We start from the raw sequence: 20,200 nt of genomic DNA on the forward strand, positions 1-20,200 counted from the left end.
ACTATGCGCAAGATAGAATACTGGATAGAGGAGAATTTTCACCTGTCAGCCCAAATACAGGAAAACATTTTGAAGTCGGTGATCGCCCTGCTGGTGCTCTGGATCATCAGCAGGGTACTGTTGCGCCTGGCCTCGCGGCAGCAGACCGACACCCGTAAGCTGTACCAGTGGAAGAAGACGACCAACTACGTGGTCACCGGCCTGGGCATCATCTTCCTGGCCAACATCTGGTTCGACGGCTTCAAGTCTATCACGACCTTCCTGGGTATCTTCTCAGTTGGTTTGGTGGTGGTACTCCGCGACCCGATTCTGAACATGATGGGCTGGGTGTTCCTGATCTGGAAGCGCCCCTTTAAAGTGGGCGACCGCATCAAAATTGGCCTCTATACCGGCGACGTGATCGACATTGGCTTCTTCCAGTTCACGCTAAACGAGCTGGGCGAGTGGGTGGATTCCGAACAGGCGACGGGCCGGGTGGTGCACATCCCCAATAGCCAGGTGTTCACGCAGGGGCAGATCAATTACAACTACGGTTTCCCGTTTCTGTGGCACGAGCTGCAACTGCGCATTACGTTCGAGAGCAACTGGCAAAAAGCCAAGGTCATTTTGAAGGACATCGCCCTGCGCCACTCTGAACGGCTGAACGAGGAGCAGGAGCAGCGCGTGCGCATTGAGGCCCAGCAGCACCTGATCTTTTACCGGAGTTTCGAGCCGAGGGTGTTCACCAAAGTTAGAGAGAACGGTATACAGCTCACGGTGCGCTACCTTTGCAACCTCAACGGCCGCCGCGAGAGCGAAAACAAGATCTGGGAAGATACCCTAACCGAGTTCCTGGCCAGCCCGGACATCAGGTTTGCCTACCCAACCACCCGCTTTTACAGCGCCGCCGAAGGACAGGAAAACGAGATGCAGCATATGGAAAGCGGCCGGAGGGGAATGGAATAAACAACAAAGGCCTGAGTCATCCGCCCAGGCCTTTGTTATTTACGTGCCGCTATACCAGCGTCTATACCTTTTCACACTCCTTTTTCAGCGCCTCGTTCATCAGCTCAAAGCCTGCTTTGGTTTTGTCGAGCATGCCGCCCATCAGTGCTACCAGAAAACCGCTAAATTTCTCGCCGTGGCTAAACCGGGTTGCTCCATTTCCTGCGTCAGCAAGTCGGAAGTAGTGCTCACCGTCGAAGATACCTTTAACCAGGAGTTTGCCCTTCCAACGGAATTCCTTGTTCGCTTCAAATGCCAGCACCTCAGGCTTGAATGTCATGCCACCGCCGCCTGGAGGTTGGATGGCAACTTTCAACTGCTTCCCTACGGCTTTCTCGCCTTCAATGGACTTGATGAACGGGTTCCATTTAGGGTGGTGGTCAAAATCAGTCAGGACGGCCCATACCTTCTCGGGGCTCGCATTGATTAGGATCTCTGTTTCGATGTGCTGCATGGGGTCGAACAAGTGTGGATGATCGATTGAAATGGCAATTTACAAATATTCATAATAAACAATATTTCTCTTGAATAATGCAGCGAAATCTCGTGTACAACCTATACAGCCTACTCCTTGCCATCTACCTTTCCCAAACCCCTCAACTTTCTAACTCCTAAGCTTTCTGCTTTTCTACCTCTCTAAACTCCTTCATCCGCTTGAAATAGTCCCGGGCAGCAGTCATTACTTTCGGCGAAAGCAGCAGGGCTGAGATCATGGTCGGGATGGCCATCATGGCGTACATGCCGTCGATAAGGGCGATGACGGCGGTGATGGTCGCCGTGGCTCCGAACACGATCGTGGCCACATAGAAGTAGTTATAATAGTGCTTGTACTTGGCGCCAAAAAGGTAGCTGAAGCACTTGGTGCCATAGTAAGAGTAAGAGAACAGCGAGGTAAAAGCGAAAATCAGCACGCAAATCACCAGCACGTAGCTACCAAAGCCCGGCATGGCGTTGTTGAAGGCGGTGGCCGTCATGGTCACGCCGTTGGCATCGCTGGTTTGCCAGGTTCCGGTCACGATGATGGCCAGGCCCGTGAGCGTACACACCACAATGGTATCGATGAAGGGGCCGAGCATGGCCACCAACCCTTCACGGATGGGTTCGTCGGTTTTGGCGGCGCCGTGCATCATGGAGGCTGTGCCGATGCCTGCCTCGTTAGAGAAGGCCGCCCGGCGCGCACCGGCTATGATAATGGCTCCCACAGCGCCTCCCAACATGGTCTGTGCTGTGAATGCGTCTTCAAAGATCATAGCGAAGGCACCAGGTATAGCAGTATAGTTGGTGAACATGATGTAGAACACGGACAGCATATAGAGGATTACCATGCCCGGCACCATTTTGCCCGCCACATGGCCAATGCGCTGTATACCTCCGAAGATTACCAGCGAAGTGATGAACACCAATCCTAGCCCGATGGTGAGGTTGGTATAGAACGGGTCGGTTGTGGTAAGACCGTGAGGCGCGAGCAGCACCTCGCGCACCACCTGCGTGAGTTGGTTGGCCTGGAAGATCGGCAGTGTGCCGAAAAGGCCCGCTACGGCAAAGAGCACCGCCAGCGGTTTCCATTTTTTGCCCAGGCCGGTTTCGATCACGTACATCGGGCCGCCTTCGAGGTGGCCTACGCTGTCGTGGCCGCGGTACATCACCGAGAGCGAGCAGGTAAAGAACTTGGTGGCCATCCCCACGAAGGCGCTCACCCACATCCAGAACAGTACGCCCGGTCCGCCAATGGCAATGGCCACGGCCACGCCACTGATGTTGCCCATCCCTACAGTAGCCGCCAGCGCAGCCGAGAGTGCTTCAAAGTGGTTGATGTCGCCCGGGTCGTTGGGGTCGTCGTATTTGCCGCGCAGCACATTGATGGCGTGTCGCAGGTAACGGAAGGGCAAAAAGCCCGAATAGAACATAAAGTAAAAACCACCGCCCATCAACAGGAGCAGCAAAGGCATGCCCCAGGCAGCGTCGCTAAAGGCGACAAAAAATTCTTCTAATCTTTTCAATGGAAACGAGTTACGAATGTAGAAAGCCACAAAGATACACACAGAATGTTTACCGTTAACCCTTGATAAAAAGCGCATCTTTCTTATCTTAAAGGGTTGTAAGCCGGGCAGCCTGTCTGTGTACATCAAGCCGGCCTAGGCTGTGACCTCCCGTCCGGTATAGCAGGCGGTAACCCTGCACTGTGATCCTGTGTAGAATCTTTGTGTACTGCTCCAGTGCCATGCTGACCTTAAACCTCCTATATGAACCTCAGTGAACTGATTAATGAGCAATTCTATGAGTTCGCCCTTATCATTTTCATTGCTACCGTAGCCGGTGCCATTGGGCGTGTGCTGCGGCAGCCGCTTATCGTATCTTTTATTGCGGTGGGCATAGTGGTGGGGCCCTCTGTACTCAACATTCTCAACTCCGGGCACCAGGTAGACCTGCTGGCCGAGATGGGCATCTCCATCCTGTTATTTGTGGTGGGGCTTAAGCTAGACGTCAAGCTGATCAGATCGACGGGTAGGGTGGCCCTGATGACGGGACTGGGACAGGTGATCTTCACCTCGGTCTTTGGCTTCGGCATTGCCATGGCTTTGGGCTTCGACTGGCTGGAGTCGCTGTATGTGGCAGTGGCGCTTACCTTCTCCAGTACCATCATCATCGTCAAGCTGCTCTCTGACAAAAAGGAGATCGATATGCTGCATGGGCAGATCGCGCTTGGCTTCCTGATCGTGCAGGACATCGTGGTGGTTGTGGTCATGATCGTGCTGTCGGCGCTTGGTGCTGACTCGGATCATTCTGTAGGGATGGACCTGCTCTATGTGTTCGGCAAAGGCGTCACCATGTTTGCGGTGGTGGCCGTGCTGATGAAGTATGTTATCCCCAGACTCACCAAGCAACTGGCCGACTCGCAGGAGCTGCTGGTGCTCTTTTCCATCGGCTGGGCCATACTGTTGGCCGCACTTGGCGATTACCTGGGCTTCAGCAAAGAGGTGGGGGCCTTTCTGGCAGGTATATCGCTAGCCTCCACGCAGTACCGCGAGGTGATCAGCGGCCGCCTCACCAGCGTGCGCGACTTCCTGCTACTGTTCTTTTTCCTCGACCTGGGCTCGCGGTTGAACCTGGGCCTGATGGGAGAGCAGGTCCTGTCTTCCATCGTCTTCTCCATTTTTGTGCTTATCGGCAACCCAATCATTGTGCTCATCATCATGGGCATGATGGGTTACCACAAGCGCACTTCTTTTAAGGCCGGCCTTACCGTGGCCCAGATAAGCGAGTTCTCACTAATCCTGATCAACATGGGCATGAGTGTGGGGCACATCGACGAAGAAACGCTGGGGCTGGTAACGCTGGTGGGCCTGATTACGATCACGCTCTCCACCTACATGATTATGTTCTCAGACCAGCTTTATGATATGTTGGCCCCCATGCTGGGTGTTTTTGAAAAAAGAAAGCCTAGCCAGCCTGAGGAACTGCTAACTGACGAGGGAAAAACGGATGTGCTTATTTTCGGGCTTGGGCGCTACGGCCAGCGTATAGCAACCGCGTTGGAAGCCAGGGGCCTCACCTACATCGGCGTCGACATCAACCCCGTCATTGTCAACGACTGGAGGAACCAAGGGCTTAAGGCGGTGTACTGCGACGCCGAGGACCCCGATCTGGCTGAGGTGCTCCCTGTTAAGAAGGTTTCCAATGTGATCAGCACCATTTCGGAGGTGAACGTGAACATAGGCCTGATGAGACTGCTGTGGCATCATGACTTTCAGGGGCAGGTTGCCGTAACTGCTACCAGCGACAGGGCTGTCGTGGCGCTCAGAGAGGCGGGAGCCGCGTTCATTTTGGAGCCATACAAAGACTCCGCCCAGCACGTAGCCGAGATGTTCAGCGCGTATGCTCACAAAAGAGAAGCGGAAGTGGTGCAATCAGATAAAGACAGCGATGGTAGAGAACAACAGCATGATCAAAGATAAACAAGGCTTCACGCAGCTCAACATGCCGGAGGCCGAGGTATATTACGCACCGCACTTTTTCACAAAAGCAGAAAGCGACCTATACCTGCAACGCCTGACCGAAGAGGTGGCCTGGCAACAGGAGGAGATCAGAATGTTTGGCAAACAGTTGCCCTTGCCGCGCCTCACCGCCTGGTATGGCGACAAAGGCTATACCTATTCCGGCCTCTACAATGCGCCCCAGCCCTGGCTGCCGGTGCTGCTGGAGCTAAAAGAAAAGGTGGAGGCCGCCTCCGGCGACAAGTACAACAGTGTGCTTCTCAACTACTACCGCCACGGGCAGGACAGCATGGGCTGGCACGCCGACGACGAAAAATCATTGGCACCAGGTATAGCGTCTATCAGCTTGGGAGGGGAAAGGGGCTTTGCCTTCCGGCACCGCACACGCAAGGACCTGCCCCCTGTGAAGCTCACCTTGCAGCACGGTAGTTTGTTGCTGATGCAGGGCGCCACGCAGCAACACTGGCATCACCAACTTCCCAAAACCAGCCGGCCCATCGCCCCGCGTATCAACCTGACTTTCCGCACTATTGTGGGCTAAGGTATATTGCCGCCGAGTATTGCCTTTCCCGATTGGAAAACGTTTCTTTACAAACAGGAATTCTATACCCTTGCACTATGGCCGAGAGAAAGAACATCACCATTATGGGCGCCGGACTGGTCGGTTCGCTGTTGTCGCTATACCTGGCCAAGCGCGGCCACAAAGTCGACATTTACGAGCGCCGGCCCGACATGCGCAAGACCCTGCTCGACGGTGGCCGTTCGATCAACCTGGCCCTGAGCGACCGCGGTTTTCGGGCGCTGCGCGGCATCGGTATAGAAGAGGCCGTGCGCCAGGTGGCGATCCCCATGCACGGCCGCATGATGCACGACGAGCAGGGTAACCTCACGTTTCAACCTTATGGTAAGGAGGGGCAGGCTATCTATTCGGTCTCACGGGCAGGACTGAACGCCGCCCTGATGGATTTGTCGGAGCCAAACCCGAACATCACTTACCGCTTCAACCGCCAACTCCTCGACCTGGACCTGCACCGCAACAAGGCCACGCTGCGCAACCACGAATCAGGCAAGCAGGAAGAGCTGGCAACTGAACTGCTCTTCGGAGCCGACGGTGCTTTCTCGATGGTGCGCAACGCCATGCAGAAGACCGAGCGCTACAACTACTCGCAGAGCTACCTCGAGTACGGCTACAAAGAACTGACCATACCTCCGGCGGAGGGTGGGGGCTGGCTGCTGGAGAAACATGCACTGCACATCTGGCCGCGCGGCAACTACATGATGATCGCCCTGCCCAACCTCGACGGCAGTTTCACCTGCACACTGTTCTTTCCCTACGAAGGCCCGCTCTCCTTCGAGAGCATCAAAACCGACGACGACCTGCTCAACTTTTTCCTGCAGACCTTCCCGGATGCCGTGCCGCTGATGCCTAACCTGGCGGAGGATTATTTCTCAAACCCCATCGGTTCGCTGGTGACGGTGAAGTGCTTCCCCTGGTCGTTTGAGGATAAGGCCCTGCTGATCGGCGACGCCTCCCACGCGGTGGTGCCGTTCTACGGACAAGGTATGAATGCCGGCTTTGAGGACATCACGGTGCTGGACCAGATGCTGGAGAACTTTGACGGCGACTGGGAACAGCTATTCAAGAAATTCGAGCGCAAGCGCAAGCCCGACGCCGACGCCATTGCCGACCTGGCTGTGATGAACTTCATTGAGATGCGCGACAAAGTGGCCGACCCACGCTTCCTGCTCCGCAAAAAAATCGAAGCCAAGATCAACCAACAGTACCCCGATAAATGGATCCCGCTCTATTCCATGGTGACGTTCACGGACCTGCCGTATTCCTACGCCCTGGAAACGGGTCGCCTGCAAGATGCCATCATGAAAAAGGTGATGAAGCACATCAGAACCGTGGAGGATTACGATAAGCCTGAGGTGCAGAAGTTATTGGAAAAGCAGCTGGTAGAGAAAGAGAAGCTGAGAGGCTACAGCCCGCAAGAGGTATAGGAGCTAAAACTGCCATCTACGTTTCTTTATTATACCTACCAAACACAAATGCTCTTCCGGACCGCTAACGCCGGAAGAGCATTTGTGTTTAAGGCCACTAAGTTAATGGACATAGTGGATACAGCTGATTTATTTGAACAGGTAAGCAGCCGTTAGGTAATAGCCTTGGTGCGTTTTGGCCAAATAAACTCTGGAGTCTGTATAGCTTTGGTCTGTAGCCAAATAACGGCCGTGCTCATACCTGAACTGCAGCAGCGTAGCGTGTCTTTCACTAAATTGAAATTTAGTCCCTACAGCCGCTGTCACCGCATGTGATATGTTGGTGCCGATTTCAGAATCCCTATAGTCGCTCTTGTGTACGTAGCCATTCGCGAAATACTTAGTGCTTTGAGATCCCTGCACATTACTGTCGAGTATAAAATCATTCGTTATACCTGCACCTATATAAGGTCTAAACTTGCCGTTGGTAGTTAAGGTATAGCGAAGCATAATGGGTAATGAAAACCGCGATATGTTTATCGTATAATCTCCATTGATTTCGTAAGCCTCTCTCGGAAACACATAGTTGCCCTTGTGCTGTTCTTTGCTGTACATAGGCTCCAATTGCACGGAGAACCGCTCACTTTTCTTAGGAGATGAAAAATTAAAGACCGCACCAAATACAAAATTGCTTGCTGAAGGTAGTTTCGCGCCACTGAATCTATGGGCGGAAGTACTGTGGTTAAATTGAAGAGCCGTTAAATAACTTCCTGCAAACACGCCTAGCTCCGTTTGGATCCATAATTTGTCTTTTTTGTATGAAACAGCGCTGGCTGGCTCCGCGCAGGTATTATAGTTGCGAACGATGGCCGCCACATTCGGCACATGCAGGCGCTGCCGCACTTTCAGCATCAGTTTGTCAGGTACCGGGCAGTCGAGGGTAAGGGAGTGTATCAGGATCAGGTGTTGGGCGGAGGTCATGACCGTCTGTCTTTCCCCTGTGTACATAGGCAAATCATGATTGTCGTTCTGCAGGTATAGATGTTTGAGGCCACTGTTCTCTTTCTCCAAGTATAACTGATCATCCTGGGCATAGAGCATGAGTTTTCCCTGCTCCACTACCTCCACAAAAGTAGGGCTCGACACCCCTTCGCCGCTGGGCACCACTTTTGTCCTGAAAGGAGTTTCACCCACAACGCCGTAGGCCTGGATGTCGGCCGGAAAGTATTCTTTGGTCTCTGCCTCTTCTGAAGTCTTGAAAATACAGCTTTGGTAAGTCAGTTTGCCTTCGCGGTAGCGCACCAGGCCTTTGGTTGTGTCGCCGTCGGCCTGTACGATAAAGCCCGGCCTGTAAACCTGGGCGGTAGCATGAAAAGGGATAAGCAGGGCTACCAAAGCCAGGCTGGCGAGTAAAAATTGTTTCATAAAAGATTGGGTATAGGTAGTAGAGGTATACAGGTCGGAGCTTTGGCGGGCTTCGACCCGATTTTTTTAAGGTATAGATGTTAATTATTTACTGCTTTAAAATAGAACCCAGGTATAGCGGAGGGCGCTACAGGATAAGCGCCTTACACACTGTTGATCCTTACAAAAACCATAGCATGTTCCTGAAAGCCGTCAGCCTAGAGGTATAGCCCGAGCAGTACGGAAACCGTCTTGGTACCGGAGTCGAGCGACTGACCTGTTTTGCTCATGACATCTTGTTTATGCAGGTCCAGCCCATGCTCGTAACGGGCCTCCAGCGACAGGCGGCGCTTGTTGATGTTGAGGTATGAGCCCGCTCCGATCATAAATCCTTTCTGAACATTGGCTACAAATTCGGCATCGTCGCGGTCGCGGCGGGCAGGTGTGCTGTTCTCAGTTTGGCGGAAATACTGGGTGTGCTTGTACTCGCGGCGCTGCATGAAGTTATGGAACACACCTGCGTTCACGAAAGGCTGCACTTTCTTGCCGGAAAAATCGTAGCGAAAAGCCGTGGACAGCTTAAATGCGCTCAAGTCAAAAGAAATTTCGTTGTCGTAATACGCGTCGAACCATCTGTAGCTCGGGTCTGCCTCAAACTTGTTTTGCGTATAGCGGCCCTCCAGCAGCAGCGATGCGTTCTGGTTGATGCGGGGCGAATAAAGCAGCAAAGACACGCCGAACGTAGGGTGCGTGTTGGTGTTGAACTCGGCGTGCTCGAGGTGCAGGTACCTTTCGTCTTTGGCCGAAAAATCAACCGAGGTATGGCTCATGCCCGCCACAACGCCCGGACGAATGGCAAACCATTTTTTCGACTCTTTGAACGTAGTCTGGTCGGGGTCTCCGGCGCAGCTGTTGTACTCCTTCACGAGGTCTACCAGGCTTTTTTCTGCCAGCCTCACGCGCTCTACCTTGCTCAGCATGGCAAAGCAGTCCAGCATCAGGGTGTTAAGTATGCGCACATGGTGGTTAATGTCCCGCTGGGCTGTTACCCCATACTGGTTCACGTACTCCTCTTTCGTGATGTAAAGCTTGTGCAGTTTGTCCGGATTGTCTTTCTTTTCGACAAAATAGGTGCCTTTGTACACAAAAAGGCTGACAGTGCCACGGACAAGCTCCTGCATGAACACATACTCAGCGGCCAGTGTGTCTGCGTGGTCGAGGGTTCTGGTGCGGTAGTTTCTGTCACCCGGGAAGCCGTAGCCTGACAGGTCATTGGCAGTGTAGGAGGCGGTGGCTGACTGGCCATCTTTCTTGAAGCCGATGGTTTTGCCAGACAGATCGGTGCGGTAGCTTACCTGGCCCCGCAGCGTATCGCCCTGCGGCATGACCACATAGCCCGGTTTATAGTCGCTTTGTGCCGTGGCAGGCACGGAAAATACCACTGCGATGCACAGTGTGATAAGTTTGTAAAGGTTTTTCATTTTCGCGGGTTGTTCATAAAGAGGATTGGACTATAAATATAATAGGATATACCTATATGGGCTAATATTCATTCAGAAATTTGTATCATATTTAACGAGAACATCCTCTGTTATACGGGCCGGCAGCACTTGCTTGTGGCAGGGTTATTGAATCAGGGAGTAGAAGGCAACTCAAATACTGAAAACTATTTCCCTGAAATAATGTATAGTTTAAGTGGTAATCGAGAGAACCTGCCTTTCTTTCTAATCATTTCAAATTTCTCAAACCCCGACTCTTATGAATATTCTAGATAAACTGAAGGTCACTGCTGTGGCAGGACTAATTGTAGGTTTGGCGGCAACCGGCGGCAGCGCTATGGCGCAGCAAGCCACTCCCCAAAAAGCACCGCAGCAGCAAACACAGGCTATTTCTGATCAGGACATCAAACTTTTTGTAGATGCCAGCACGCGCCTGATGGAGCTGCAGCAGGAAAGCGAAAAAGCCATGCTGGTGATTCTGGAAGAGGAAAAGCTGCCTGTGGATAGGTTTAACGCCCTGGCGCAGGCGCACCAGCAGCAGAAACTGAACGAAGCCGAAGGTACAGCCGCCGAAAAAGCCGCTTTTAACAAGGCGATTGGACGCATGATGGAAATGCAGCCCGACATTGAGAAGAACATGCAGACGGCCATCCAGAAAGACGGCATGACGGTAGAACGCTACGAGCAGATTATGCTGGCCTACCAGCAAGACCCAGCCGTGCAGGCCAAAATCCAGAAACTGATGGGCTTGTAAAGAAACAACCGCCTGAAAGTAAAAAAGCTTCGCCGAATTCCGGCGAAGCTTTTTTTATAGGGCTTAGTTCTGGGTGAACTCCAGTATCTTAAAGGTCTTACTGCGCTTGTCGAAATAGCCGTAGTGCAGCTTGTTGTTGCCGTAGCGGTACAGGGTCTTATACTCCGGCGTTTGCTTCAACTCTTCCTCATAAGCCTCTATCTTATCCTGGGCAGTGGCCGCGGTACTATCAGAAACCGCCGTACTTGCCTTTTCTAAAGTTTGGCTATCAAGCACGGCTCTGAAGTAGGTGCTGGTGCCCGGCCCTACTGACTCGCCAGCCTGGTTATAGAACGGGTCGTAATAGTAGCGGTTGTAAGGGAACATGCTATACCTGTAAGGCAGCGAATAGGCAGGTATCCAGCGGCCAGGCATCAGGAACAAGCCCCGGGAAGTCTGGATATAGCGATCCGGGGTGCGCACCAGCCGGGTCGGGTCCCCGCCAACGTTTCGGCGGCTAGGCGGCTGATACGAACCAATGGTCAGCTGCAGCGTGCTGTCGTTAAAGGCATCCACCGTAATGGCAGGCTTGCCGTTCGACAGGTTGCGCATCACTTTTGAGGTTTTCTCGATCACACTGTTTCCAGGCGCGAACAAGGTGTTCGCTCCCCGCTGGTGCACGGGTGTGGCTTTGATGTCGATGTCCTGGTCGGCCGTATACCTGTACTCTTTGATGGGCTGCAGGCTGCTGAAGTCAAAGGCCGTCAGGGTGAACACGTCCTTCTCAAGCTGTACCCGAAACAGGGTATTGGCATGGAGGAAAGAGTTAAAATTGGCCTCAGTTCTGACAGTCAGCGACGGCAGCGTGCGGTATTCGGTCTTTCCGCTTGGCCAGTCGAGTGTCATGATTTCGGTAGTCAGCTCATTTTTCTTGCCACGCAAAGAGAAGCCGTCGAACACCAGGTATAGCTTGTCGCCGCGGGTATAGATCTTGCTGCGGTGCTGGCCGGCAAACACAGTACGCTCCAGGTCCGGGTGCACAAAGATGAGCTCCTGCTGGCGCTCTCCCTTCGTGCGGGTGCGTGGCAGGTCCGCCATCGGGAAGGTCTTCTTCTCATAATAGCTCTCGTCCAGCTCGCGGTGCAGAATCAGGTTATCCTTTTTATCGGTGTAGATCATGTAAAAGTGTGCGGCATCGGCAAAGGCCCCGACAAAGGTTTCTTTTCTATCGCGGCGTAGGGGCACATCGGGCAGGCTGCGGAAAGCGCCGCTATACCTGTTCACGGCAAAGGGACGCACAAACTCCTTGTTGCCGTTGACAAAGCGGCTGTAAAACACAAACTCTGTATCGGTTACGCGGGTGCCCAGCACCTGAGGCTGCTGACCGTTACGGTAAGGGATCTCCTGTGTGGCGACCGTCTGCCCCTTGGCATTTACCAGGCTAAAGTTCAGCTTGCCACCCTGAAAAAAGTAAAGGCAAACATTGCCATCACCATCTGCCACCGACACCAAATCTTCAGCCCGGCGCAAGGGCAGCTCCAGACTGGCAAACTCCTGTTGGGCACGCACCTCGGGGGCCGCAAAACCAAGCAGGAGCAAGGCTAACAATATATATCGCATAAGTCTATTTATTAGGGGATTTAACTTATGTTAGATAGCAAATTTCTAGCCAAAAAGATAATGTTACTAACACTATTTGCTACTGATGCAATAGGATAAGGATAGCTGAAACACCTGGTTTTTAGCGTGTATGACATTGGCGAGCCCCACCTGGTGCCGAAGGCTACAGGTCAGCTTGGCTTCATCTCCGAAAGTAACCCCGTAGGCCAGTCCATAGTCGGTTCCTTCCATATTCGGCCTGGAAGAGTAGGACTCAAACTCATAACGCTCGGACAGCAACAAGCCTGCATAGGCTCCCCCCTGAAAGCTTACATTGGGTGCCACAAAAAGCTTAGCAAGCACAGGGATGTTCAGATAATGCAGCAGCAGGTGGCCTCTGTCTATCTTTGCTCCCTGTAAAGAGTATTGCGCCTCTAGCTGTATGCCTAGCCAATCGTTTTCCATGGTGAGGTAAGATATACCGGCATGGGCGCCAATCTGGCCGCCAGCCCAAGGCTCATCCTTGGGAGATAAGGTCGTGAGGCTTGGCCCAATTTTGATACTGGTATACTTCCTTTTGGCAGAAGAGGAGGATTGCTCCTGTGCTGTCACCGAGGTAGAGCAAAGCAAAAAAAGCCCTAGAAAGAGTAGGTAGAATTTATACATAGAAATCTACTAAGCTATTAGTGTCATTAAGATAGTATGAATGCATAAGCACACGATATAATTGGAATAGCTATACCATGGATTCTGAAGGTAGCAACACCAGGACGCTAACGAGAGGCAGCTTTGTGGGTGCAGCACTAATATACCGGATTCTGCTTAAAATGTTCAGTAGCGCAATTACACCTGCATTTATATCCCGAGAAGATAAAATAAGAGCCCGGCTAAGGTATAGCCGGGCTCTTAAAATTATAAGGTATAGCAAATATTAAAACTCCGCATTACCCGGCGTGCGTGGGAACGGGATCACGTCGCGGATGTTGCCCATGCCGGTCACGAACTGCACCATGCGCTCGAAGCCCAAACCGAAGCCGGCATGCGGACAGCCCCCGAAACGACGGGTATCCAGGTACCACCACAGGTCCTCTTCTTCAATGCCCACGCCCTTCATGCGCTCCACCAGTATCTCGATGCGCTCCTCGCGCTGCGAACCGCCCACAATCTCGCCGATGCCTGGCGCCAGGATGTCCATGGCGGCCACGGTCTTGCCGTCGTCGTTGAGGCGCATGTAGAAGGCTTTGATGTCTTTCGGATAGTCGGTCACGATCACCGGCTTTTTGAAATGCTTCTCTACCAGGTAGCGCTCGTGCTCGCTCTGCAGGTCGATGCCCCATGATACCTCGTACTGGAACTTCTTCTTTTTGTAGGCAGGCGAGTTCATCAGGATGTCCACCGCCTCGGTATAGGTCACGCGCTCAAAGTCGTTGTTCACCACAAACTCCAGCTTCTCGAGCAGGGTCATCTCCTGGCGCTCGTTCTGCGGCTTGGCTTTGTCCTCCTCCGCCAGGCGCTGGCCCAGGAACTCGATGTCCTCGCGGTTATGCTCCAGCGCATAGCGGATGATGTACTTGATGAACTCCTCAGCCAGGTCGGCGTTCATTTTCAGGTCATAGAAAGCCATCTCCGGCTCGATCATCCAGAACTCAGCCAGGTGACGGGCCGTGTTGGAGTTCTCGGCACGGAAGGTAGGTCCGAAGGTATAGATATCGCTGAAGGCCATGGCCGCCAGTTCGCCTTCCAACTGACCCGACACGGTCAGGTTGGTCGCCTTGCCGAAGAAGTCTTCTTCGTAGTTGATCTTGCCGTCCTCAGTGCGCGGAATATTGTCCAGGTCGAAGTTAGTCACATGGAACATTTCGCCTGCACCCTCTGCGTCGGAAGCGGTGATGATCGGCGTGTTCATGTACACGAAGCCTTTCTCGTTGAAAAACTTATGCACGGCGAAGGCCAGCGTGTTGCGCACGCGGAACACCGCGCCGAAGGTGTTGGTACGGAAGCGCAGGTGCGCGATTTCACGCAAAAACTCCAGCGAGTGCGCCTTCTTCTGCAGCGGGTAGGTTTCCGGATCGGCCTTGCCCAGCACCTCGATGGTGTTGGCCATGATCTCATAGGCTTGTCCTTTGCCTTGCGAGGCCACCAGCTGACCCGTAATGGCCACAGCGGCACCGGTTGTCACATCTTTCAGGGAGGCTTCGCCAAACTTTTCGGCATCGGCCACTACCTGCAGGTTTTGTATCGTGGAGCCGTCGTTTACGGCGATGAAATTCACAAACTTATTGCCGCGCTTGGTGCGCACCCAGCCCTTCAATAATACCTCTTTGCCTTCCTGGGCACCCGTTAACAGTTCTTTTACTTTCGTGCGTTGCATGTTATATCTCTAGCGTAATATGTCTGAACAGATTATGGGGAAGGTGTAATTTTCTGCCTTCCGGAGAAAGCCGGAAAAGTCGTTCTGCCGCCCTGTGCCAACCGTCCTAACTTACTTAAAGAAAGTCCTGTAACGGGCAATTGAGCCGCAGTTGACACGCTTAGGCAGCCGTCTTCCCAATAATCCCTCAAAGTAACGATATTTTAACCTTTTTTGTAAATGCAAGTAAAATTATCCTAAATTTGAACGTGCACTAAGCGGCACGAATATCCGTTTTTCTACTATGCAGCGACTCGATTTAAGACAACTCTTATCCCAGAAGTTATCGCCGCAGCAGATACAATTTATCAAGCTGCTGCAGATACCTACTGTTGAGCTCGAAGCGCGCATCAAAGAGGAAATGGAGGTAAACCCCGCCCTGGAAGAAGGCCGTGAGGAGCCCGAGAGCGAATACAGCGACTCTGAGTCAGACGACTACGACAGCGACGATGACTACGGCAAGGACGAAGTCGACATCAACGATTACCTGAACGACGACGAGATAAGCGGCTACAAGATGCAGGGCGACCGCGGCGGCGATGAAGAGGATCGCGAGATGCCGATCGCCATGACGTCCTCGCTCACCGACAACCTGATGGACCAGCTCGGTTTCCTGGAGCTCGACGACAAGCAGTATACCATCGGGATGCAGCTCATCGGCAGCATCGACAGCGACGGTTACATCCGCCGTGAGCTGAGCTCCATTGTCAACGATCTGGCTTTTTCGCAGAACGTGATGACAAGCGAAGAGGAGATTGAGCAGGTGCTGCACATGATCCAGACCTTCGACCCGGCAGGTATAGCCGCCCGCGATTTGCCGGAATGCCTCTTGCTGCAACTCGAGCGACGCGAGCAGGACGCCACTACCGTGCTGGCCGAACGCATCATCCGGGAGTCGTTCGACGAATTCACCAAGAAACACTACCAGAAAATACAGAGCAAGTTTGGCGTAACGGAAGAGGAGCTGAAAAAAGCCGTCGACGTGATCATCAAGCTCAACCCGAAGCCGGGCGGAAGCGGAGCCGGTATGACGCGGGTGCAGTACATTATACCTGATTTCATCCTGACCAACGAAAACGGGCAGCTGCAGCTCTCGCTTAACTCCCGCAATGCCCCAGACCTGCGCATCAGCCGCTCATACGCCGACATGTTCGACGCCTACGACAAGTCGGACAAGAAAGACAAGAAGCTTAAGGAGACGGTGGCTTTTGTGAAGCAGAAACTCGACGCGGCCAAGTGGTTTATCGATGCCATCCGCCAGCGGCAGAACACGCTGCTGCGCACCATGGAGTCCATCATCAAGTACCAGCACGAGTTTTTCCTGGAGGGGGATGAAAGCAAGCTGCGCCCGATGATTCTGAAGGACATTGCCGAAGACATTGGCATGGACATCAGTACCGTGAGCCGCGTAGCCAACAGCAAAGCCGTGCAGACCGAGTTCGGCATCTACCCGCTCAAGTACTTCTTCTCCGAAGGCATCGCCACCGACTCCGGCGAGGACGCCAGCAGCCGCGAGGTGAAGCACATCCTCAAAGAGATCATCGACAAGGAAAACAAGCGCAAACCGCTCTCGGATGAGAAGATCGAAAAGATGCTCAACGAGAAAGGCTATAACATTGCGCGCCGCACCGTGGCCAAATACCGCGAGCAACTCAACATACCAGTCGCGCGTCTGCGGAAGGAGCTTTAGATGAATGAGTAATTATTAATGACCAATGAATAATGATCAATTAATAATAAGGTGCATACCTGTGAGTCAATTCAAAATTTAGAATATTAGTCATTCATCATTATTCATTAATAATTAGTTATTCTTGAGCCGCTCCCTTGCCCGCTTGTTGTCCGTTGCGTTTCACCCACTGCTGATGCCGACGTACCTGTTTGCCATCATCCTTTATTTTCTGCCGGTTTCTGCCATTTCGCTTCCGCTGCAAAGCCGCTGGATCGTGCTGAGCATGATTTTCTTTACCACGTTCATGGTGCCCGGACTAGGGGCTTACGCTATGTTCCGAACCGGCTTTATCGATTCCTATGAAATCGACCGGCGGGAGCAGCGTAGCCGGCCGCTTTTGTTTACCGCCCTTTGCTACGCCGTCACGACCTACCTGTTTTACTCAGAGGCGGTGTTCGATCAGCTGTTCTATTTTGTGATGGGCGTGGTCACGGCTTCTGTGCTGGTGGCTTGGTGCGTCTCTTTTTTCTGGAAGATCAGTGCGCATGGCATTGGGCTGGGAGGTGCTTTGGGAGTGTTGTTGCTGATGAACAAGCTGCTGCCTGAGTCGGGATTGCTCATACCTATTGTGCTAATGGTGCTGGTATCGGGAGCAGTGCTGTCGGCGAGGCTGGCCCTACACGCCCATACTCCCGCGCAGGCTTATGCGGGCTTTTTGACGGGACTTTTGCTGGTGCTGGCGGCGGGTTTTGTAGCCCTCTAGGTGGTTTTGCTCTTCAGGGTGATTATCTATACCTTTGATTGTCTCTACTTAAAACAAACGACAAAATGAACTACGAATGCTTGCTATATGATGTGCAGGATGGCATCGCGACCATCACGCTGAACAGACCCGATGTTTTCAATGCCTTTAACGACAAGCAGAGCTACGAGCTGCAGGATGCCCTGAAACAGGTGACACGCGATGACAGCGTGCGCGTGGTGATTCTGACGGGTGCCGGCAAGGCTTTCTGCTCAGGTCAGGACCTCAAAGCCATTGCCAGCGCTGACAAGCGCGACCTGTCGGAGTCCCTCGAGAAAAGGTATAACCCGATTATCCGGGCCATGCGCAACCTCCCAAAGCCGATTATCTGCAAGCTGAACGGCGTAGCGGCCGGCGCCGGCTGCTCCCTGGCTCTAGCCTGCGACCTGATCGTGGCCTCCACCGCTGCTAGCATGATCGAGGTGTTCGTGAACGTGGGACTGGTGCTCGACTCGGGTTCTTCTTTCTTCCTTCCACGCGTGGTAGGCTCGCTCAAAGCTTTTGAACTGAGTACGCTGGGTTCTAAAGTGAGTGCTGAGGAAGCCCTGCAGCTGGGCATGGTCAACAAGGTGGTAGCACCGGAAGAGTTGGACGCGGCCGTAGCCGAGCTGGCAGCCCGTTACGCCGTAGCTCCGACCAAAGCCATTGGCCTGATGAAGAAGATGCTCAACAAGTCCTTTAACTCCACCCTGGATGATATGCTGGACTACGAGGCGCATTGCCAGAAAATAGCAGGTAACTCCGCCGACTACAAAGAGGGTGTGACCGCCTTTAATGAAAAACGCAAGCCGCAATTCAAGGGCGCTTAAGGCACTGCGCCTTATAACCTATACCTACAAGCCGGACCACTGTCCGGCTTTTTTATGCCTGGTAATCTTGTGGCACGACCGTCCGGGGGTAGGCCCAGCAAGTAATTAGAAAGAGTAGCCGATCGAGAAATTAAGCTGCGGGGAAGGGCCGACTGTCACGACGGCCCCGTCATCGGAGTGCACCACGTGGCCGATGATGTTCTGCTCGATGAGATCGCCGCCGTTGGTCGCGTTGGCGATTTTGATGCGCCCTCCCAGCCCCCCGGAGAGCTCTGTGGTGAAGTGACGCCCCAGCTGAAACTGGTAGCCCAGATGGTAACTCAGGTCCACCGCGTTCTGGTAGAGCCGGCCCACATACCTGAAGTCGGGGTCGCTGGGCGGCACGTCTGGCAGGTCGAACACGTTGCGCTCAAACACAATGAAGCGGTAGCTGAACATGGGCCCGTGAAAGAAGCCAAAAGGGGCGGACTTCTTTTTGGAGGTATAGTAACGTTGGCTCATCCGGAGGCCGATGCCCATCACGTCCCTGGCTTCCGTAAGCCAGCCGTCGTCCTTCAGGTGGATTTTATAGAAATAACTAAGCCCGAACTCGTTGCTGATGTTAGGCGAGCGCACCTTCTCGTACGACACAAACACCTCCCCGTAATGCAGCGGATGAATTTTGATCGTCTTGTCATGATCACGGTCTATGTTCATCATAAGCATGCGGTCTTCCCGCTCCTGTTCCGTATCCTGCGCATGGGCTACAGAGCAAATCAGAAAGCAGCAGCTGAACAATAAAAACAGGGCAGGGCTTCGTCTCATACGATATGGCTTAAGGGAGATTTGGGCATGTATGAAGTGTATATCGTTTTATACCTGAGATAGTTGTGGGCGTATTGACTGAATGCTGCCTGCACACAGCACGTTCAGAGATACGCCTAAAGCATATTATTGCCTGCCGGCTATATATTATAGGGCTATCCTATAAACTCCATGGCTTTAGCGGCGTATACCAATTTGTTCAAACTTTTTTACTATAAACACGAGATAACACTATGAAAAGAATTACAACAACCGGATTAATGGCCTGTGCCTTTTTGTTTGGCACCATGGCTTGCGGCGGCTCTGGCAACGACAGCGTGGAGCAGGCGCAGGACGCTACAGAGCAGCGTTTCGAAGACACTGCCATGGAAGAGGAACGCGACGATCAGGCTGAGTTTATGACCAAGGCGGCCAGCAGCAGCATGATGGAAGTGGAAGCCGGCAAACTGGCGCAGGAGCGAGCCACCAATCAGCAGGTGAAGGATTTTGCCGCCATGATGGTGAAGGACCACACCGCGGCCAATAAAGAGATGAGCGACCTGGCTATGAGCAAAAACATCACGCTACCCGACAGCATGAGCAACGAGCACATGAGCCAGATGCGCGACCTCCGCGAAAAGAAGGGAGCCGATTTCGACAGAGACTACATGGATAAAATGGTGAGCGCCCACGACAGCGACATCAGCCTGTTCGAAGATGTGGTGGAAGACAACGACTACAATGACGCCGAAGTGAAGGCCTTTGCCACGAAGACGCTTCCTAAGCTGCGCGAGCACCACAAACGTGCGCAGGAGATCAAGGACGCATTGAAGTAAGAGGCATTGGCGCTAAACACGCGGCAATTCCAAAAAACTAACTATCTTGAGCATCTGCACCTTGTATGGCTGCAGATGTTCCTGTTTTAAACCCACGTGTATGATCAAAAGAGTTACCCTATACCTTGCCAGCGCCGCATTGCTGCTGGGCACTGCCAGCTGCGGCCCCGGCGACAGCATTGAGCAGGCGGCTGCCCAAAGTGTAGAACAGTTTGAGGCTGCCGGCATGCAGGGCATGAAGAACGATGCCCTTTTCATAGCCGAGGCAACCAGTGCCAATATGCTACAGGTGCAGCTAAGTGACCTGGCGCTGGAAAAAGCGGTTGGTCCTGAAGTGAAGGAGATGGCGCAGGAGATGGGCCAGGGCCACCGGCGCTTGATGGAAGACCTGCAGAACACGGCCGTACAAGGCGAGTTTGTAGTGCCCAACGAACTGGGCAGCTCGGACCAGAAAGTGTACGACGAGGTGAGCGGCCAGACAGGTATAGGTTTCGACTTGTCCTACATCAAGCGCACCCGCGAAGAGCACCAAACGCTGCTGAAGCGATACGAGGACATGGCAGAGAATGCCAAAGTGATGGAGGTAAAGCAGTTCGCCTCCAAGCAGCTCCCGCTCTTGCGGCAACATCTGCAAATGGCGGAAGCGCTGGAAGACAGACTCGGAGATATTTAAAACAAAAATGCCGCTCCC

At 53.1% G+C, this 20,200-nt stretch carries 18 protein-coding genes; 10 read left to right on the plus strand and 8 right to left on the minus strand.

What is annotated here, in order from left to right:
• Positions 1-3 precede the first annotated feature (3 nt).
• A complete protein-coding gene (locus B0B12_RS10710) occupies positions 4-945 on the plus strand; it encodes a mechanosensitive ion channel family protein (protein WP_076668746.1) in 942 nt (313 codons plus the stop codon).
• Positions 946-1,006: 61 nt separating this feature from the next.
• On the opposite strand, the gene B0B12_RS10715 is transcribed toward B0B12_RS10710, so the two are convergent.
• Together B0B12_RS10715 and B0B12_RS10720 are read right to left on the minus strand one after the other, a co-directional pair.
• The gene (locus tag B0B12_RS10715; RefSeq protein WP_076668748.1) at positions 1,007-1,438 is read right to left on the minus strand and encodes an SRPBCC domain-containing protein; all 432 of its coding nucleotides are present in this window, start codon (positions 1,436-1,438) and stop codon (positions 1,007-1,009) included.
• A 157-nt stretch (positions 1,439-1,595) separates the two neighbouring features.
• A complete protein-coding gene (locus B0B12_RS10720) occupies positions 1,596-2,984 on the minus strand; it encodes an alanine/glycine:cation symporter family protein (protein ID WP_076670238.1) in 1,389 nt (462 codons plus the stop codon).
• 243 nt (positions 2,985-3,227) lie between these two features.
• Between B0B12_RS10720 and B0B12_RS10725 the strand changes: the two genes are divergently transcribed.
• The 3 genes from B0B12_RS10725 (at position 3,228) to B0B12_RS10735 (ending at position 6,983) form a co-directional block, all read left to right on the plus strand.
• Entirely contained in the window at positions 3,228-4,940 is a 1,713-nt protein-coding gene (locus B0B12_RS10725; protein WP_076668750.1) for a cation:proton antiporter, read from the plus strand.
• Positions 4,909-5,520, plus strand: coding sequence for an alpha-ketoglutarate-dependent dioxygenase AlkB family protein (locus B0B12_RS10730; protein WP_076668752.1), 612 nt, complete (start codon positions 4,909-4,911; stop codon positions 5,518-5,520). Before B0B12_RS10725 ends, B0B12_RS10730 begins: the two co-directional genes overlap by 32 nt.
• 77 nt (positions 5,521-5,597) lie before the next feature.
• Positions 5,598-6,983, plus strand: coding sequence for an FAD-dependent oxidoreductase (locus B0B12_RS10735; RefSeq protein WP_076668754.1), 1,386 nt, complete (start codon positions 5,598-5,600; stop codon positions 6,981-6,983).
• Between the two features lie 129 nt (positions 6,984-7,112).
• Here B0B12_RS10735 and B0B12_RS10740 read toward each other — a convergent pair whose 3' ends face one another.
• The gene (locus B0B12_RS10740) at positions 7,113-8,387 is read right to left on the minus strand and encodes a porin family protein (protein WP_076668756.1); all 1,275 of its coding nucleotides are present in this window, start codon (positions 8,385-8,387) and stop codon (positions 7,113-7,115) included.
• A 197-nt stretch (positions 8,388-8,584) separates the two neighbouring features.
• Positions 8,585-9,847 (minus strand): outer membrane beta-barrel protein, encoded by a 1,263-nt coding sequence (locus B0B12_RS10745; protein WP_076668758.1) that lies wholly within the window; start codon positions 9,845-9,847, stop codon positions 8,585-8,587.
• 277 nt (positions 9,848-10,124) lie between these two features.
• Between B0B12_RS10745 and B0B12_RS10750 the strand changes: the two genes are divergently transcribed.
• On the plus strand, positions 10,125-10,619 hold the full coding sequence (locus B0B12_RS10750) for a DUF4168 domain-containing protein (RefSeq protein ID WP_076668760.1): 495 nt from the start codon (positions 10,125-10,127) through the stop codon (positions 10,617-10,619).
• Positions 10,620-10,682: 63 nt separating this feature from the next.
• Here the strand turns inward: B0B12_RS10750 and B0B12_RS10755 are convergent, their stop codons facing one another.
• The 3 genes from B0B12_RS10755 to asnS form a co-directional block, all read right to left on the minus strand.
• Positions 10,683-12,218 (minus strand): hypothetical protein, encoded by a 1,536-nt coding sequence (locus tag B0B12_RS10755; protein WP_244554678.1) that lies wholly within the window; start codon positions 12,216-12,218, stop codon positions 10,683-10,685.
• A 72-nt stretch (positions 12,219-12,290) separates the two neighbouring features.
• The gene (locus B0B12_RS10760; protein WP_076668762.1) at positions 12,291-12,863 is read right to left on the minus strand and encodes a porin family protein; all 573 of its coding nucleotides are present in this window, start codon (positions 12,861-12,863) and stop codon (positions 12,291-12,293) included.
• 265 nt (positions 12,864-13,128) lie between these two features.
• Positions 13,129-14,568: an asparagine--tRNA ligase gene (asnS, locus tag B0B12_RS10765; RefSeq protein WP_076668764.1), complete on the minus strand. Its 1,440-nt coding sequence runs from the start codon at positions 14,566-14,568 to the stop codon at positions 13,129-13,131.
• Between the two features lie 283 nt (positions 14,569-14,851).
• Here asnS and rpoN point away from each other — a divergent pair, with 283 nt between their 5' ends.
• The 3 genes from rpoN (at position 14,852) to B0B12_RS10780 (ending at position 17,890) form a co-directional block, all read left to right on the plus strand.
• A complete protein-coding gene (gene rpoN / locus B0B12_RS10770) occupies positions 14,852-16,297 on the plus strand; it encodes an RNA polymerase factor sigma-54 (protein ID WP_076668766.1) in 1,446 nt (481 codons plus the stop codon).
• A 175-nt stretch (positions 16,298-16,472) separates the two neighbouring features.
• Complete coding sequence (locus tag B0B12_RS10775) at positions 16,473-17,042, plus strand: hypothetical protein (protein ID WP_244554679.1); 570 nt, start codon at positions 16,473-16,475, stop codon at positions 17,040-17,042.
• Positions 17,043-17,107: 65 nt separating this feature from the next.
• Positions 17,108-17,890 carry an enoyl-CoA hydratase-related protein gene (locus B0B12_RS10780; protein ID WP_076668770.1) on the plus strand — a complete coding sequence of 261 codons (783 nt, stop codon included), beginning with the start codon at positions 17,108-17,110 and terminating at the stop codon, positions 17,888-17,890.
• A 105-nt stretch (positions 17,891-17,995) separates the two neighbouring features.
• Here B0B12_RS10780 and B0B12_RS10785 read toward each other — a convergent pair whose 3' ends face one another.
• A complete protein-coding gene (locus tag B0B12_RS10785) occupies positions 17,996-18,694 on the minus strand; it encodes an ABC transporter ATP-binding protein (protein ID WP_076668772.1) in 699 nt (232 codons plus the stop codon).
• 233 nt (positions 18,695-18,927) lie between these two features.
• On the opposite strand from B0B12_RS10785, the gene B0B12_RS10790 reads away from it, so the two are divergent.
• Both B0B12_RS10790 and B0B12_RS10795 read left to right on the plus strand, forming a co-directional pair.
• Complete coding sequence (locus tag B0B12_RS10790; RefSeq protein WP_076668774.1) at positions 18,928-19,509, plus strand: DUF4142 domain-containing protein; 582 nt, start codon at positions 18,928-18,930, stop codon at positions 19,507-19,509.
• A 100-nt stretch (positions 19,510-19,609) separates the two neighbouring features.
• The gene (locus tag B0B12_RS10795) at positions 19,610-20,182 is read left to right on the plus strand and encodes a DUF4142 domain-containing protein (RefSeq protein ID WP_076668776.1); all 573 of its coding nucleotides are present in this window, start codon (positions 19,610-19,612) and stop codon (positions 20,180-20,182) included.
• The last annotated feature ends 18 nt before the right edge of the window (positions 20,183-20,200 follow it).

Source organism: Pontibacter indicus, from assembly GCF_900156345.1.
GTDB lineage: Bacteria > Bacteroidota > Bacteroidia > Cytophagales > Hymenobacteraceae > Pontibacter > Pontibacter indicus.